The organism is Natronosalvus halobius (assembly GCF_024138145.1).
Taxonomy (GTDB): Archaea; Halobacteriota; Halobacteria; order Halobacteriales; family Natrialbaceae; genus Natronosalvus; species Natronosalvus halobius.
Genome location: NZ_CP099997.1, coordinates 2,055,408 through 2,072,165 on the forward strand (window position 1 = coordinate 2,055,408; position 16,758 = coordinate 2,072,165).

Sequence of the window (16,758 nt, forward strand, 5' to 3'; positions counted from 1 at the left end):
CGAAATCCAGCAAAATGCTCGACGACCCGAGACGCGTCGAAACGGAACCGTTGAAGGCGCCCGAACCGAACCGACGGGTATGGAACTCACCGGAACGATTCTTCGGGGAGCGGACCTCGAGCCAGTCGAGGGCCGACTGGTCGTCGGCGACGACGGCAGAATCGAGGCCATCGAGGAGGAAGCAGTCGAGAGCGACGACGTCGTGCTCCCGGCATTTATCAACGCTCACACGCACATCGGCGACTCCATCGCGAAGGAGGCCGGCGGCGGGCTCACCCTCGAGGAACTCGTCGCGCCGCCGGACGGCCTCAAACATCGCCTCCTCCGGGACGCAAGTCGCGAGGAACTCGTCTCGGCTGTCCGAACCTCGCTCGAGTACATGGAACGCGGCGGCACGGCGGCCTGCTTCGACTTTCGGGAGGGCGGCGTCGCAGGCGTGGAGGTGCTTCGCGAGGCCGCCTCGGGCCAGGCGATCGACGCCTACGCGTTCGCCCGCGGGTCGCTCGAGGCGATGGAGGCGGGCGACGGCTTTGGGGCCAGCGGGGCCAACGACGACACTTTCGGCCACGAGCGCGAGGCGACCCGTGAGGCCGGCAAGCCCTTCGCCATCCACGCGGGCGAGGCCGACCCCAGCGACCTCCACCCGGCGATGGACCTCGAACCGGAGTTCCTGGTCCACGTCGTCCACCCCGAGGACGACCACCTCGAACGAATCGCAAGCGAGGAGATTCCCGTCGTGGTCTGTCCGCGCTCGAACATCGTCACCGGGGTCGGCCTCCCGCCCGTCGAGGAGCTAATCGACCGAACGACGCTCGCGCTGGGCACCGACAACGTGATGCTCAACTCGCCGTCGATGTTCCGGGAGATGGAGTTCCTCGCCAAACTCTCGGACCTCCCTGCCCGCGACATTCTGCGGATGGCGACGGTCAACGGGGCCTCCCTGCTGGATCTAGAATACGGCTCGCTCGAGGCCGGAAAGGTCGCCCGCGTGCTAGTGCTCGACGGCGATTCGCCGAACATCGCGGGCGTTCGCGATCCCGTTCGGGCGGTTGTCCGGCGGGCAGGGGTCGCCGACGTGAAGCGAGTCGTCTACGCCGAGTGAACGCCGACGGACTCGACCGCGCTCGCGCGAACGTACCGCTCGACGGAGACGTTCAGTACGATAGAATCCGTCTCGAGTGACGAGACGGGACAGCGGGGACCAAGCCGCACCTACCGCTGCGGTACGTTACCGGCCAGTTATTCGATCGGCATCGCCGTGTTTCGATAGGCGACCCCACACGTGGGGCAGGTTCCGGGGTTCGTGGTCGCGGTGACCGTGTCCCCGCACTCGAGGCACTCGTAGGTCGATTCGGCCGCTGGGTCGTATGGAGCGTCCTTCATGGGTAGCCGGCCACGCGACGGTCGGTGGCCACGTAGTGCAATATTTGCCCGACACCGATGGGCGTAGTGGTTCAGTTCTAAACCCCTCTCAGTCACCCCGGGTTTACTATTGAACCCTCGTCGCGTACGAGTCTTCGAACAGGATCGAAAAGAGCGTTCGCTCGACCGCCCTGACGTGGTTCGAGAAGGCCGTCGAAGAGATGCCCAGCGAGTCGGCGACGGCCGAACCGGTCTGGGCTCGCGGCGTTGCGAAGAATCCGGCGTGATAGGCCGTCCGAACCACCTCGAGCTGGCGGTCAGTGAGCGACTCCAGGACCGCGGATTCGAGGCGGTCGCCGGTCGTCGGGGGCCCGGTACGTTCTCGGCGCGTCGCGAGCGAGGCCTCGGGATAGGTCGACCGGACAAGGTCGTCGATCGACGCGGTTTCGACCGGGCTTGGCACGTCCACCGAGAGCGTCGTTCCGTCGGGGTCGGCGGTGAGCCGACGGACGACGCCACCGTGTTCGGCCAGGCGGGTCGCGAGCGCCAGTTCGGAGAGCGTGAGCCGAACGAGGCCTCCGTCCGCGCTTGCACTCGCACTCGCGCTGACGACGTGTGCGTCCTGGACGCCGGTCAGGGACGAGGCCCGGTCGACGACCGCCTCGGGCGAGCAGCCGGTGACGGTGACGAACGTCAACACGCCCGATTCCAGGCGCTGGATGCCGCCCTCGAGGTCGAGCCGGCACTCGAGGATTCGGGCGAGGCGATCGATCGCCGTCCCCGTGTTCTCGACGTCGACCTCGTAGGTGAGTTCGGCCACGCGGCCGCCCAGCAAGGCGTGGGTTCGTTCGACCGACCCGATCGCCGAGGCGATGGTCTCACCGAGTTCCCGGAGCACTTCCCGCGCGGTCTCGTCGAAGGCGTCGGGTCTGTCGGCGTAGACCGTCAGCGCTCCGTAGCTGAACTCGTCGTACGCGAGGGGGACGCTGGCGACGGATTGAAACCCGCGGGTCAACGCCGGCGAACGCCACTCGCCAGCCCGCAGATCGCTCGCGACGTTCTCGACGACCGTCGGCGACCGGGTCTCGAGCGTGCGCGAGGTTGGCTCCGACTCCGTCGAATCGGCCGCGAGCGTCTCGAGTGCGTCGAGGTAGCCCTGGCCGTCGCCGGCCCAGGCGCGAGGTGTGACCTCGTCGGTTCGCGGGTCGAGCGACCCGATCCAGGCGAACGCGAATCGGTCGGCGTCGGTGAGGCGACCGCAGACGGCGTCCTCGATGTCGTCGCGGGTATCCGCTCGAACCAGGTCCCGCCCGATCTCGCGGATAATTTCGTTGATGCGATCGAGCGCGCTCAGGCGCTGGTTCTGCCGTTTGAGTTCCCGATCTCGTGCCCTGAGCCGCGAGTCCCGTTCGACCCGGTCGAGGGCGGCCTCGGCGGTCGCCGCCAGCAGGTCCGCGACCTCGATCGTGACGTCGTCGAGCGTAACGGGATCGGCGGTCCCGGCCAGGAAGACGCCGTGGTCGGCGAGCGGGACGATGACGCCGCTTCGAAGCCCGTCGACGGGCGAATCGGACGGGTCGAGCTCCTCGAAGACGTGCGTGTCCTCCTCGACGAACGCGTTCGCAACCGCGTCGTCTGCCCCCAGCGGGATCGCCTCGAGTCGGTCGCCGTCGCCGATACCGGCACGGGCTGCCGCTTCGAGCGCGTTCGCCGCCGTGTCGAAGCGATAGACCGCCGCCGACGGGAGCGAGAGGACCGCCTCGACGTCGTCGACGACGCGCTGGACGATTTCGGCCTCCGACTCGGCGTACAGGAGAGCGCGAGCCGTCTCGTGGAGCGACGTGAGCGCGCGTTCGCGCTGCTTGCGCGTGGTCACGTCGCGACAGCTAAACAGCCGACGACCGTCCTGGATCGAGACCTCGCGGACGTTCACGAGCAGCGCGTGCTCGTCGCCGTCCCGGTCGGTCGCCGTGCACTCGACGTTCGTGAGGACGCCTCGTTCGGCGAGCGCCGCTTCGTCGTAGAAGTCTCCCAGCAGGGCGTCGATGGTTCCCAGTTCGTGGATTTCCGCGGCGGTGTAGCCGAAGATGAAGTGGACGTTCGGGCAGACGTAGGTGAAGCGCCCCTCCTCGTCGGTGAGCAACACCGTGTCGGTCATGTGCGCGAGCGTCACCCGGTGGAGTTCCTCCGAGCGTCGGAGTTCGCGAATCGTTTCGACGCGTTCGGTGACGTCGCGACCGAGGACCACCACCCCCTGGTCGCCCGACTCGATAGGGTGAAACGAGAGCGCGAGCGTTCGTTCCTCGTCGTTCGGAAGCGTTCGTTTCTCAGCGTTCGGACGCGAGAGCGCCACCTCTCGCTCCGCGTACGCGCCCGACCGGGCGGCCTCGAGCCCCGACTCGAGCGGGCTGACCGCCTCGAGCGCCCAGTAGCGGCGATCAACGAACGATCGGCCGGTCGGATCGGGGCCCGTCTCGAGGCCCTCGCGGACGGCCGGGTTGGTCTCGGCAATAGTGCCGTCGGCCTCGAGCACCCAGAGGTACGGTCCGACGTCCAGCACGTCACCGTGGTCGCCGCTCACCGGGACATCGGCGACAGCGTCGAACTGGCGGGCCCGCCGACGAGCGTCGGACGCTGACCGTCGCTCCCCGGTTTCGTCTCGGTCCTCGAGGACCGTGTCGAGCACCTCCTGGAGGAGCGACTCCCGGTCGTCGAACGGCACGTAGCCGTTCGCGCCCGCCGCGAGATGCTGGCTGGCGAGGCGTTCATCGCCGTCGACCGGAACGCTCACCACCGGACGGGACGGCCAGCGCGCTCGCACGCGCTCGAGGAACGACCGGCTGTCATCCGACGACGTCATCGCGTCGACGATGACGACCATCGGCGTGCCGCCATCCCAGGTCGCGAGCGGCTCGTCCGAATCGGCCGTCGAAACCGCCACAGGCTCGAGTTTCGGGACCGTCGCCTCGAGGGTCGCGCGCACCGCCTCGATCCAGTCCGGGGCGCCGATCAGCAACGCCGTGTTCGGTGCGGGTTCGTCGATGCCGGTACCGCGTTCCATCGGTGGCCCTTCTCGTCGAGTCACTATAGTAGTCCGCGTGACGGTCGTTCCTGGAGGCGCCTCGAGGGCAGGTTTTATCGCCCGCGACCTCGCCGTCTCCGTATGGGTATGGACACCGACATCGGAGCCGTCCGCGAGGTCGACGCCGGCGACTGCGCCGACCTCTACTTCGTCGATACCGGTATGTACGACACGAGCGAGTACGGCGCGGCGTACATCCTCGACGCCGAACGTCCCGCCGTCGTCGAGACGGGCATCGGGACCAAACACGAACGCATCCTGGAGGCACTCGACACCATCGGAATCGATCGATCGGACCTCGAAGCCGTCGTCGTCACCCACATCCACTTGGACCACGCCGGCGGCGCCGGCTTCCTCGCCGAGGCCTGCCCGAACGCCGACGTCTACGCCCACCACGTCGGCGCCCCCCACCTGATCGATCCCGAGCGCCTCGTCGCCGGGACGAAAGCTGCCGTCGGCGACCAGTGGGAGTTCTACGTCGACCCCGAGCCCGTCCCCGAAGAACAGGTGGTTGAATTCGAAGACGGCGACGTCATCGACCTCGGGAACTACTCGCTGATCGCCCACGACGCGCCAGGCCACGCGCCCCATCAGGCCATCTTCGAGGTCCCCGAGATGGACGCCGTCTTCACCGGCGACGCCGCCGGCATCTGGGTCCCCTCGCTCGAGACGATCCGCGAGACATCCCCGCCCGCACAGTTCGATCTCGAGGGCTGCCTGGACGACCTCGAGACGATCCGCGAGATCGATCCGTCGGTCCTCCTCTACACCCACTTCGGCCCGCGCGAGGTCGACAACCTGGGGGCCGCCCTGGAAACGTACGGCGACGTCCTGGAGTCGTGGGTCGGTCGTGTGGAACGAACGCGAGCGGAACTCGAAGACGACGAGGCCGTGGTCGACGCACTCGCTACGGAGGCCGACGAGCGATTCGTCGACGTCTGGGGCGAGCGAAAGACGCATGCCGAGACCGCGATGAACGCCCGGGGCGTGCTGGGCTATCTCGACTGGACGGACACGTGAGGTCGCCTCGGAGAACGGTTCCGGCGACAACGACTCAGGCGACTCTCGCTAGCTCGAATCCGACTCCGCCTCGGTGATCGCACTCGAAACGTCGTCGTGGGAGGCTGCCCGGCTCGATTCGGCGTCCTTGTCCGACGACCTGGACGACGAGGACGACGAGGACGACGAGGACGAGGCGGGCTGTGAGGGCGGATCTGGCGTCGTCGATTCGTCGGATTTGGCGTCTTCGTCCGACGCGTCCTCCGGGACGCTGGGCGGTTCGATGCCGGCGAGATCCGCGGCGAGCCGGCAATAAGCGACCGCAGCCGGGCTCTCCGGGTCGTGTACGACGAGGGGCGTTCCCGCGTACACGCTCTCGCGAACGAGCGGATCGTCCGGAATCGTCCCGAGGAGCGCCACGTCGAGTCGGTCGGCGATCTCTTCGTAGGAGACGTCGCCAGCCGGGCGCGTCCGGGTGACGATCAGCCCGGCCGTCGAGCCGCCCGCTCGTTCGGTCAACTCGATGGTCTTTTTGACGTCGTGAACCGAGGCCGGCTCCGGAGTGGAGACGAGAAAGACAGCGTCGGCGAGGCCGAGCGGGAGGACGGTCTCGTGGCTTACGCCGGCACCGACGTCGAGCAGGACGTACTCGAATTGGTCGCGAAGCGTCTCGACGACCTCGCGAAGACCTTTTGGGCTCGTTTCGGCGTAGTCGTCGAGCCCCGTCCCGCTCGGGATCGCGACGATGTTCTCGGCGAGGTTGTACGTAGCGTCTTCGATCGACGCGTCGGACGCCAGCACGTCGTGGAGCGTCGTCGATTCGGGGGTCAGGCTCACGAACCCGGCCAGGTTCGCCATGCCGAGGTCGACGTCGACGATGGCGACGCGTTTGCCCGCCTGGGCGAGGGCCGTCCCGAGATTCACCGTCGTCGTCGTCTTCCCGACACCGCCTTTGCCACTCGCGATGGCGTATACCGTCTCCTGGGACATACTCGATTACTAGCTGGACAGTGTAGCGGGAGAACCTTAAATCGTGAGCACACCGCCTCGAGTCGTGTCAGTGCAACTGAGTACGAGTTCCCTGTTGCGCTCGACGCAGGAAGCGGGAAGCGGGAAGCAGGAAGCAGTAGTCGAGAACGCGAGACGATTCGCAGGGAGCGAGCGTCGAAGGGATGCGAGCGTCGAAGGGATGCGAGCGTCAATCGAGTTCGGTCGGATCGATTTCGGGTAGCGTAATGAGGTTCTCTCGACCGATGCGGAGTTTCTCGATCTCGTCGTCGTCGTCCATCTTCGAGAGCAACTGAGAGACCTTGGCGTTCGACCAGCCGGTTTCCTTGACGATCGACGCCTGTTTCATCCGACCGCCGTTGCCCCGCAGGAGTCGGAGCACCCGCTCTTCGTCGCTGAGCAGGTCGGGATCGATCCCGCCCCCGTCGTCGGGTTCCTCGACGGGGTCGTCCGGTGGGACAGTGACGGGCGGGGCATTCGAGTCTCGCACGTCCGGTTCGTCGTCCTCGAACCGGTCGCGAACGGGGGCCGGGAGCCAGGCGAGAGTCGCACCCGAACCCGAACCCGAACCCGAACCCGAACCCGAACTCGAGCGCTGAGTCACGAGGTAACCCCCGACGACAGCGACAGTGAGCAACGCGAGAGCAGCACCGCCGAGGAGGACGCTCGTCGAGGCCCACGATTCCGGGTCCTCGGGTGGCGGCGTCTCGCCGCCGGTCCCGCCGGGCCCGTCGCTGCTGCCACCAGATGATTCTCCTCGCAACAACACGAATTCACGTTTGTCGTCGCCGTCCTCGACGAACTCGACCGGACCGTCCCAGACGAGTGCGCCATCGTCCCGTCTCGAGAAATCATCGGGAAACGAATGGAACCCGTAGTTAGACGGGATCTCCACGACGAGTTGCTGGTCGGCGTTCAGCGCCGGGAACCAGGAGCCGTCCCCGTCCGGCGTCTCGAACGCGTCACCGACGTGGACCTCACTCTCCTCGGTCGTCGCGAACGACTCCCACGTGAACGAGTAGGCGACGACCCCGACGCGATCGGTCGACTGCTCTCCCATCGGACCGGTTCGGTTCACCTCCTCGATTCGCGGCTCGTCGTACCCGGCATCCACGAGTGCCATCTCGCGGCCGGTCGCCTCCGAGGCCGCGTCCACGTACTGCTCGTACGTCGATACGTCGTAGCCGGCGTCGCGCTCGCCGTTGGCGACCGAGGCTGCGTACGACTGGAACGCCTCCTCGTCCTCGGCGTCCTCGAGGAGGAATCGACTCTCGATCGTCCACCGGGCGTCGCCGCTGTCCGTGACGTTGATCTGAATTACCTGTTTCGGGTCCGCTGGCTGGAGCTGACCGCCATCGCCGTCGCCGTCGCTGTCGTCGTCCTGGAGGACGAGTGGCGACTGCTCGAGCGTCGGTTGCTCGGGAGCCGAGTGGTCGGAGGGGGAGGGCGCGGTCGCGGCCACGACGCCGACACTGACGGCGGCTACGAGGAGGACCGTGAGGGCAACGACACTCGCGCGGGGAAACCGCATACGTCTCAACGGGTATCTCCCAGGGCAAAAAACCCTTTCCATCCCCAATAAAACGTTATTCCCGCTTCTAAACCGTCTCCGACGCTCTCGAGGCGTTTCGTAACGTGGTTTTACCTGTCGCTATGGCAGACCGATTCGGAGACGGGCGGGTTTTTGTACCAGGGGTTCTATAGCAGTGGCTAATGACCAAGGCGTCCCCCGCCCTCCTGGCGTTGTTACTGGTCTGTGCGCTTCCGGCGGTGACGCTGGTCGCTGCCGCCCCCGGGTCGTCGACCGGAGCCGAGCCGCAATCGACGGTCCTGACGACGCCGCACGACTCGACCGGCCCCTTCCTCGAACTCGAGAACACGGCGAATCGACTCACCGTGCCCGAGGAGAGTAAGCGCACGTATACCTCGCCAACGCGCGATTTCGGAACGGCTGTCGCGTCGGCCGACGACGAGGTTCGCGCCGACGCCGACCACTTCGCGTTCGAGCAAGCGTTCGATGAGACGACCGATTCGAACGAACGCGCCGACCTGATCGACGCCTCGCGCGACAGGATGGAAACGCGCGTGCAGGCCCTCGAGGAACGCGAACGACAGGCCGTCCAGGCGTACGCGAACGGCACCATCACCGAACAGGAGTTCACGCAAATGGTGTTGCGCAACTACAACGAGGCGAACGAACTGGAACGGCAGTACCGCGACCTCTACGAGTACGTCGACCGGGTTCCTGGATACAGACGCAGTCGAATCAACCCTACGGCGGGAGCCATCGCAACCCACCAGAGCCAGGCGCGCGCCGTAATCGCCGCCGCCTCGACGGCGGACCGATCGCCGATGGTGACCGTCGAGACGAGCGCCGAAGGGTATCGGCTCTCGCTGGTTTCGGGAGGCCAGTTTTACCAGGAGGTGACCCGACTCGATCTTCGTGACCGAAACGGCGAGTCCCAGTTCGGCTCGTTCTCCGAGGCAGAGAGCCATGCGGCCGAACGCTACCCGTGGGCGCTGGACAACGCGAACTCCTACCAGTTCTCCGCGACGGCCAGCCCTCACCTCTACCTGACCGAAATCTCCCACCCCCACGGCGAACTGTACAGCTACATCGACGGGGCGACCGAAGCCGTCACCCGCGAGCACCAGTCGCTCGTCGTCTCTCGACTCCCGATCGAACACCAGAACACCTGGGAACGAGACACCGTCGCGATCACCCTGAACCGAACCCCCGGAGACGGTCCCGCGGAGGTCCGCGTGACCGACCTCGAGACCGGCGAACCGGTCGAAGCGATCATCCGCCTCGACGGCGTCGCCGTCGGGGAAACGGGCGACGACGGACACCTCTGGCTCGCGACGCCAGCGGGCGACTACGAGATCGAAGTGGAGACGGCAGACGAGACGGTGACGATTGCGCCGTCCACCTGACACCCCGTCGCGACAGCCTTTCGTCGATCCAATACCTCGAAAAACCGTCCGACAGCCCGTCGTTCGTCCAGGACTCCGAGAAAATCCATCTCACAGCAGGCTAGTACCACCGGGAGTCGGCGCGAGCGACACCCCACAACTCGCCGCTTCGCCGTACCGATCTCTCCTGGAACAGTCGTCCGTCCATTTATATCCAATAGCGCGGCCAGGATGGCCCGTGTCCACGCCCCGATCCGTACCGGACGCTCGATCGGCTCCCCCGGCCCAGCCGGAAAGCGGCGGCGAGCGAGCCGTCAGCCCGCTCGTCGAAACGATCTTGCTCGTTGCGATCACGGTCCTGCTGGCGGCAACCGTCGCATCGACAATGGGGTCGCTCTCGGTCGAGTCGGGATCGAGCGCCACCGCAGCCATCGAGTTCGAGGTCGACGCCGACCGGAACGAACTCGTCTTCGTACACGCAGGCGGCGACGCGCTCGACGTCCGCGACCTGACGCTCGAGGTGACCGTCGACGGCGAACCGCTCGCTCACCAGCCATCGGTGCCGTTCGTCGGGGCGACGGGATTTCGCGGCTCTCCCTCGGGACCATTCAACGCCGCCAGCGATCCGTCCTGGACCGTCGGGGAGCGCGCGAGGATTCGCCTCGCCGCGACGAACTCGCCAGCGCTCGCCGAGGGGGACGTCGTGCGGGTTCGACTCAGCGATGCAGACGGGACGGTCGCGCGGGTCGTGGCCGAGGTCTGCCGATGACCGCCGCGAGCCAGCAAAGGACTCACAGCCCGGAGAGTCAGCAAAAGACCCATAGCCCCAACGGTCATCGAAGCAAGTATGACTGAACCGACTCCGGCCGGAGGCAGGAGTGACGGGATCGACGGGACCGACGGGGCCGACGGGACCGACGGAGCCGACGGGACCGGCCTCGAGGAGCGGATCGACGTGGACTTCGGCGACGATGGCCTCGTGCCCGCCGTCGCCCAGGACGCCGACTCCGGGGCGGTGCTAATGCTCGCGTACGTCTCGCCTGCGGCGCTCGAGGCGACCCTCGAAACGGGCACGGCTCACTACTACTCGCGGAGCCGCGAGGAGCTGTGGGAGAAAGGGGCGACGAGCGGCCACACCCAGTCCGTCGAGGCGGTGCGCGTCGACTGCGACGCCGACGCCCTGCTGTACCTCGTCGACCAGACCGGTGGTGCCTGTCACACCGGCCACCGGTCGTGTTTTTACCGGACAATCGAAGGCGAGCACGTCGGCGAGCGGGTGTTCGAGCCGGATGCGGTCTACGACAGCGAGGACGGCAACGAGAACGTCACCGAAGACGGCAACGGGGACGACAGCGAGGACGACTGACGAACGATGCCAGATACCGCTCACGATCCGACGACGGACGACGGATCGGACCCAGGAGCCGACGCCGACGCGGCGATGGAGCGCCTCGAACGCGCCAGCGAGCGCCTCGAGGACGCGAAGACGGCGATCGACGAGGCCGGCGGCCGTGAGACCGTCGAGACGGGAGCCGACGCCTACCGATCCGCCGCGAGCCTCCTCGACCGGTACGTCGACCTGGCGACCGGCACGGGACGGGAGACGTTCAAACACTACATCAACCTCGAGGGCGAGTACTCGACGCTCGTCGAGGACTTACCCGCAGACCTCCCCCACCGCGAGGCGTTCGAGGCGTCGTTCGAAGCCGTCGACAAGCGTCGACTGCACGAGTCGGACTTCGAGAGTGCGGAAGCGGCGCTCGAACCGGCCGAACGCTTCGTCGACCTCCTCCAGGAGGAGGCGGCCGCCGAGGAGGAACTGACGCTCGCGCGAAAGGCGGCGACCGACCAGGTCGACGCGCTCCAGGACGAACTCTCGAATCTGCAGCGACTGCGCTCGCTCGCCGACGCCGACCTCGAGGCGCCGGTGGACCGTCTTCGAGACCCCATCGAAGCCTACAACGAGTCGGTTCGGGAGGCCTTCGAGTCGTTCCTGTACGAGCGGTCTGCGCGGGCGGTGTTCGACCTGCTCGAGCGGAGCCAGCTCCGGCCGTTCGTCGACTTCGAGTCGCCGCCGCCGGAGCTGCGCGAGTACGTCGAGGACAACGACGCGGGCACCTACTCGATTCCGGAACTCCTCGAGTACGCCGAGTACTCCCGGTCGAAACTGGATCACTACGTCGACGACCCCGACGAACTCAAGCGACGGATCGCCACCCGGAAGACGTTCCTGGAGCGAATCGACGCGACGCCGCTGACGCTGTCGTGGCCGCCCGCGGACGCGACGACCCTGCGGTACGCGATTCGCGATCGACGGCCGCTGGTCGAACGTGTCGGCGGGCAGGAACTCGTCGAAACCCTGCTTGCGGTTCGAGAGCGGACGTTCGACGACGACTACGAGCGACTGCAGACCGCCGCGAGTGCGCTCGACCAGCTCTCGGCGGCCGAACGCGAGCGCCTCCAGCGTCGGGACATCGACGCGGAACTCCAGGGGATTCGAGACGCGCGCGAGGAACTCGAGGCTGCGCTCGCGGACGGGTAGCGTTCACAGATGGGCAGTGCTCGAGAGTGGCGGTTGCGGATGGGTACTGCTGGCAGACGGGTAGCGTTCGTAGACCGGGAGCCCTCCAGGACGGCGACCGTCGCGACGATACCAGGAGCCTGCAAGGATTTTTGGCCGCGGCACTCGACGGTTCAGACGTGAGTCGACACCTCCTCGTCGCCATGGACGACTCCGAGCCGGCCAGAACGGCCCTCGAGTACGCGCTCTCGACGTTTCCCGAGTCGAAAGTCACGGTGGTCCACGTCGTCGACGACCTGGAGGCGGGCTACGGCGGCGGGCCGACCGCCGAGGCGGCCCGCGACCAGGACGAACCCGCGTTCTTCGCTGACGTCCGCCGGCTCGCCGAGGGCCACGCGGGCGACATCGCGCTCGAGGTGCTCGAGGGGACCCCCGTCGACGCCATTCTCGAGTACGTGCGTTCGAGCGACGTCGACGGCGTCGTCGTCGGAAGTGAAGGCCGTTCCGGCGTCTCACGGATGCTGCTGGGGAGCGTCGCCGAGGGGGTCGCCCGGCGTGTCGAGGTTCCGGTGACGATCATCTGACTCGAGGCCGGGATCGGACTCGTCGTCTACCCTCGAGTCGTTCCGATACAGTCGGTTTTCGAGCGCGGGTATAAAAATATAGAAAGTATAGTGATATCGGTCTCGAGCGGAGGGTGAAACCGGCGTTCCTTTTTATCCGGGTCCGAAATAGCGGGTGATGGACGACCGCGTGGGGACGACGCTTCACACCGGCCTGTTACTCGCCGTGACCGGCGCGCTCGCGTGGCTCTCCGGCCTCCCCCTCCTCTTTCCGAGCCTGGGCCCCTCGGCATTCGTCCTCGCGCTCTTCGAACGTAGCGAGGCAACCCGCCCGCGGCGCGTCGTCGGCGGCCACCTCATCGGCGTCGTCGCTGGACTGCTTGCCTACCACGTCGTTGCCGGCGACTCCGCCATGACCGTCGCCTACGAGCCTGGCTCGCTCGAGGCACTGCGCCTGGCGACCAGCGGCGTGCTCGCGACGACGGCCACCGCGGGCGGGATGCTCGCGACGGACACCCGCCACCCGCCTGCGTGCGCGACCACGCTGATCGTCTCACTGGGGCTGCTTTCGACGGTCCTGGAGGGGGCGTTTATCGTGCTCGCAGTAGCGGTGCTGGTCGGAGTCCATCGGCTACTGTTGGCGGTCACGAACTGACTCGATCGAAGGGGAACGTCACCACTCCTCGAGCAGCGGGTACGCCGCGTGCTGGGCCGCCGAGAGCAGGACCCGATCCTTCTCGTAGCCGTGGGCGATCGACTCGACCATCCCGTCGCTGTCGGTCAGGGGCACCTGGCGGACGGTCGTGCCCCGTTCGTCGACCTCGAGGACGAGCAGGGCGTGGGGAAACGAGGAGACGGCCGGAACGGTAAGTTCCCGAACGCCACCGCTCGATTCGATCGCCGGAAAGTGGAGGTGACCGGTGACGACCAGTCCGACATCGTGGTCGGCGAGCACCTCGAGCAGGGGTTCGGGATTCGAGAAGCCGGGAACGCGTCCGTCGACGGGCAACTCGTCGCGCCAGCGCTCGTAAAGTCGGCCGGTCGCGGGGAGGTTGTGGTGGATGGCGACAATCGTGGCGTCGACGGGCGTCGTCTCGAGCGTCTCGTCGAGCCACATCAGCGTCTCGGCGTCGACGCGTCCGTCCCAGGTCTCGGCGGGCGAGTCGGGTTCGGCGGCGTGGCTGTCGAGACCGATCACCTCGAGACCGCCCACGCGAACCCGAAACGGGAGGCCGCCGGGCGTGTATCGGCCCTCGAAGGCGTCGATCGGTAGCGACTCGCGCTCGTCGAAAGTCGTCGGCTCGTCGTGGTTTCCCGGAATCGCGACCGTCGGCGGGTCGAACGTCGCGAGTCCGTCGAAGCGGTCGAACTCCGCGCGCGTCCCGTTTCGCGTCAGGTCGCCCGCGAGGAGGACGCCGTCGACGTCACGCTCGTTGACGCACCGGACGGCGGCCCGAAGGTGGCGCTCCGTCCGGTGAAAGACCTTCCACGTGCCCGTCGCGTCGGTCGCCAGGTGTACGTCCGAACCCACCGCGAGCGTGGTCGGCTCCGGGGTTCGCGGGCGCTCGAGGCGAGCCAACAGTTGGCCGGTGTGGAGGCGAGCCATCGTGCTGGCGAACCACGAGGAGCGGGATAACGCTTCGCGCAGGGGCGCCCATTCAAGTAGCCTCGAGCGTTCCGTCGGTCTTATCGTCCCCGCCTCACATGCATCGAGCAGTGACCGAGTGGAACCAGTACCGCGGCGACGAGCGCAAGACGGCTCGACTCGAGGTGGGCGCGAATCTCGGGAGACCTCGTCGAAGACCTGCCGAGCACTGGACGGCCGACCTCCGGGATCCGGTCGGCTGTCCGCCCGTCGTCGGCCGGGACGGCGTCTACGTCGGAACAACCGGTGGAGACCTCTACGCGCTCGACTTCCAGGGCCGACGGCGCTGGGTGTACGAAACCGACACCTCGACCACGCTCACTCCCGGCGTGAGCGCGGAGTTCGTCTACTGCTGTCTCGAGGACGCGCTGATCGCGATCGAGACGAAGACGGGCGACCCCGCCTGGACACGCGAGGCGACGGGGCTCTACACGACGCCGCCGACGCTCACGGACGGTCTGCTGCTGGTGGGAGACGCCGAAGGTATCACCGCAATCCGCACAGAGACGAGCGAAGCGATCTGGGCGAGCAACCTCGAGGCCCCGCCGGTCGGCGCCATCGCCGTCGACGACGAACGAGTATACGTCGCGGTCCAGGACGAGTCGGTCGCCGCGATGGACCGCGACTCGGGCGAGGAGGTCTGGCGCGCTCCGGCCGACGGAGTCGTCGTCGGCGGCCCCACGCTTGCGGACGACCGTGCCTACGTCGCCGACGAGGGCGGGACGGTCCTCGCGCTCGATGCAGAGACGGGCCAGACCTGGTTCACCTACAAAATCGACGGAGCGTTCACCTCGTCGCCGACCGTCCTCGAGGGCGCGGACACGCTCTTCGTCGCCGCCGACGACGACACCCTCCACGTGACCGACACGACGTTCGGCAATCGCAAACTCCGCGGACTCCTGTTCTCGAAGCCCGGCCTCCCACTCGACGATGCGCCCGCCACCGATCCGATCGTGGTCGGCGACACAGTCCTGGTCGGCGACCGATCGGGCGGCCTCTACGGCGTGGACGCCGACGATCCGGACTTTCGCTGGCACCTCCCGCTCGAGGCGAAAATCGCGAGCACGCCCGCGCCCGCGTTCGAGGTGGACTCGTTCGACGACGAACCGTCGAGCGTCCGCCTGTTCGTCGGGAACGAGTCGGGTCGGCTTCGTTGTCTCGCGTGGGACGACAATCGGTGAGCGCTCATCAGAATCTCGGCGTTCGCTCACGTCCGTCGGCGCGCGTCTTCGTATAGAAACCCTCACCTTCGCTTCGACCGTGGCCCACTCTCGCCCGCCACTTTCACTTCCACTCTACTGTTAACGAGGGTTTATACCCCATCCGGCACAACGACCGGGTATGGCAGACGTAGACCTCGAATCCCTTCCCGGCGTTGGACCGGCAACCGCAGACAAACTCACCGAAGCCGGCTACGACTCCTACCAGAGTCTGGCCGTCGCCTCACCCTCCGAACTGTCGAACACCGCCGACGTCGGCGAGTCCACCGCGGGTGACATCGTCCGCGCGGCCCGCGACGCTGCGGACATCGGTGGCTTCGAAACTGGGTCGACCGTCCTCGAGCGCCGAAACCAGATCGGCAAACTCACCTGGAACATCGACGAGGTCGACGACCTCCTCGGCGGTGGCATCGAAACCCAGTCGATCACCGAGGTGTACGGCGAGTTCGGTGCCGGCAAGTCCCAGGTCACCCACCAGATGGCCGTCAACGTCCAGCTCCCCAAGGAGGTCGGCGGCCTCCACGGGAGCGTCATCTTCATCGACTCCGAGGACACCTTCCGGCCCGAGCGAATCGACGACATGGTCCGCGGGCTCCCCGATGAAGCCATCGACGCCGCCCTCGAGGATCGCGAGATCGAGGGATCGGCGGGCGACGAAGAAGCAGTCGACGAACTCGTCGCGGACATGCTCGAGAAGATCCACGTCGCGAAGGCATTCAACTCCAACCACCAGATGCTGCTGGCCGAGAAGGCCAAAGAGATCGCCGGTGAGCACGAGGACTCGGAGTTCCCCGTTCGCCTGCTCTGTGTCGACTCACTGACCGCCCACTTCCGCGCGGAGTACGTCGGCCGTGGCAACCTCGCGAACCGCCAGCAGAAGCTCAACAAACACCTCCACGACATCGACAAGGTCGGCAACCTCTACAACGCCGCCGTCATCGTCACGAACCAGGTCACCTCCAACCCTGACGCGTTCTTCGGTGACCCGACCAAACCCATCGGTGGCAACATCCTCGGCCACAAGTCCACCTTCCGTATGTACCTCCGCAAGTCCAAGGGCGACAAGCGGATCGTCAAGCTGGTCGACGCGCCGAACCTCGCCGACGGTGAGGCCGTGATGCGCGTCCAGGACGGCGGACTGATGCCCGAGTAATCACGGCTACAGCTCTCTTCGAACCAGCGCCCAGCATTTTTCCAGTTGGCGGAATTATACCTAATCGAAATTCCCGATGGAAAACACCAGAGGTGCAGGACTGATCCTCGTTGTGGCGGGCAGCCTGATGCTCCTCGCTGGCCCTCTCGCGTCCAAAGCTGGCTTCGAGAGCGGAACGTTCTGGCCGCTGTCTCTCTTCGGTGCCGTGCTAGCGATTCTGGCAGGGTTGTATCTGTTGTCAGAAGCCTATCGTCGCCGTTCGATTGATTCGTAACGTCTCAAACGGGCAGCG

At 66.8% G+C, this 16,758-nt stretch carries 15 protein-coding genes; 10 read left to right on the top strand and 5 right to left on the bottom strand.

The features are described from left to right. Positions 1-79: 79 nt before the first annotated feature. On the top strand, positions 80-1,102 hold the full coding sequence (locus tag NGM15_RS10135) for an amidohydrolase family protein (protein ID WP_253430346.1): 1,023 nt from the start codon (positions 80-82) through the stop codon (positions 1,100-1,102). A gap of 137 nt (positions 1,103-1,239) precedes the next feature. Here NGM15_RS10135 and NGM15_RS10140 read toward each other — a convergent pair whose 3' ends face one another. Further along, entirely contained in the window at positions 1,240-1,383 is a 144-nt protein-coding gene (locus NGM15_RS10140) for a rubrerythrin-like domain-containing protein (protein ID WP_253430349.1), read from the bottom strand. A gap of 106 nt (positions 1,384-1,489) precedes the next feature. After that, positions 1,490-4,423: a bacterio-opsin activator domain-containing protein gene (locus NGM15_RS10145; protein ID WP_253430352.1), complete on the bottom strand. Its 2,934-nt coding sequence runs from the start codon at positions 4,421-4,423 to the stop codon at positions 1,490-1,492. 108 nt (positions 4,424-4,531) lie between these two features. On the opposite strand from NGM15_RS10145, the gene NGM15_RS10150 reads away from it, so the two are divergent. Next, entirely contained in the window at positions 4,532-5,464 is a 933-nt protein-coding gene (locus tag NGM15_RS10150; RefSeq protein WP_253438023.1) for an MBL fold metallo-hydrolase, read from the top strand. A gap of 48 nt (positions 5,465-5,512) precedes the next feature. Here NGM15_RS10150 and minD read toward each other — a convergent pair whose 3' ends face one another. Both minD and NGM15_RS10160 read right to left on the bottom strand, forming a co-directional pair. Next, positions 5,513-6,433 (bottom strand): cell division ATPase MinD, encoded by a 921-nt coding sequence (gene minD / locus NGM15_RS10155; RefSeq protein WP_253430355.1) that lies wholly within the window; start codon positions 6,431-6,433, stop codon positions 5,513-5,515. A gap of 208 nt (positions 6,434-6,641) precedes the next feature. Further along, complete coding sequence (locus NGM15_RS10160; RefSeq protein WP_253430358.1) at positions 6,642-7,982, bottom strand: helix-turn-helix transcriptional regulator; 1,341 nt, start codon at positions 7,980-7,982, stop codon at positions 6,642-6,644. Between the two features lie 182 nt (positions 7,983-8,164). Between NGM15_RS10160 and NGM15_RS10165 the strand changes: the two genes are divergently transcribed. The 6 genes from NGM15_RS10165 to NGM15_RS10190 all read left to right on the top strand — a co-directional run bounded on the left by NGM15_RS10165 (position 8,165) and on the right by NGM15_RS10190 (position 13,103). After that, on the top strand, positions 8,165-9,385 hold the full coding sequence (locus NGM15_RS10165; protein WP_253430362.1) for a DUF7096 domain-containing protein: 1,221 nt from the start codon (positions 8,165-8,167) through the stop codon (positions 9,383-9,385). A 217-nt stretch (positions 9,386-9,602) separates the two neighbouring features. Continuing rightward, complete coding sequence (locus NGM15_RS10170; protein WP_253430365.1) at positions 9,603-10,133, top strand: type IV pilin domain-containing protein; 531 nt, start codon at positions 9,603-9,605, stop codon at positions 10,131-10,133. 78 nt (positions 10,134-10,211) lie between these two features. Next, on the top strand, positions 10,212-10,730 hold the full coding sequence (gene hisI, locus NGM15_RS10175) for a phosphoribosyl-AMP cyclohydrolase (RefSeq protein WP_425494441.1): 519 nt from the start codon (positions 10,212-10,214) through the stop codon (positions 10,728-10,730). 6 nt (positions 10,731-10,736) lie between these two features. Then, positions 10,737-11,906: a DUF7118 family protein gene (locus NGM15_RS10180; protein WP_253430368.1), complete on the top strand. Its 1,170-nt coding sequence runs from the start codon at positions 10,737-10,739 to the stop codon at positions 11,904-11,906. A gap of 158 nt (positions 11,907-12,064) precedes the next feature. Further along, positions 12,065-12,469 (top strand): universal stress protein, encoded by a 405-nt coding sequence (locus tag NGM15_RS10185; protein WP_253430370.1) that lies wholly within the window; start codon positions 12,065-12,067, stop codon positions 12,467-12,469. Positions 12,470-12,626: 157 nt separating this feature from the next. Beyond that, positions 12,627-13,103: an HPP family protein gene (locus NGM15_RS10190; RefSeq protein ID WP_253430373.1), complete on the top strand. Its 477-nt coding sequence runs from the start codon at positions 12,627-12,629 to the stop codon at positions 13,101-13,103. An 18-nt stretch (positions 13,104-13,121) separates the two neighbouring features. Here the strand turns inward: NGM15_RS10190 and NGM15_RS10195 are convergent, their stop codons facing one another. Next, positions 13,122-14,054, bottom strand: coding sequence for a metallophosphoesterase family protein (locus tag NGM15_RS10195; protein WP_253430376.1), 933 nt, complete (start codon positions 14,052-14,054; stop codon positions 13,122-13,124). Positions 14,055-14,152: 98 nt separating this feature from the next. Here NGM15_RS10195 and NGM15_RS10200 point away from each other — a divergent pair, with 98 nt between their 5' ends. Beyond that, positions 14,153-15,274: an outer membrane protein assembly factor BamB family protein gene (locus tag NGM15_RS10200; protein ID WP_253430379.1), complete on the top strand. Its 1,122-nt coding sequence runs from the start codon at positions 14,153-14,155 to the stop codon at positions 15,272-15,274. 160 nt (positions 15,275-15,434) lie between these two features. Continuing rightward, positions 15,435-16,466, top strand: a complete 1,032-nt coding sequence (radA, locus tag NGM15_RS10205) for a DNA repair and recombination protein RadA (protein WP_253430382.1) — start codon at positions 15,435-15,437, stop codon at positions 16,464-16,466. Positions 16,467-16,758 lie beyond the last annotated feature (292 nt).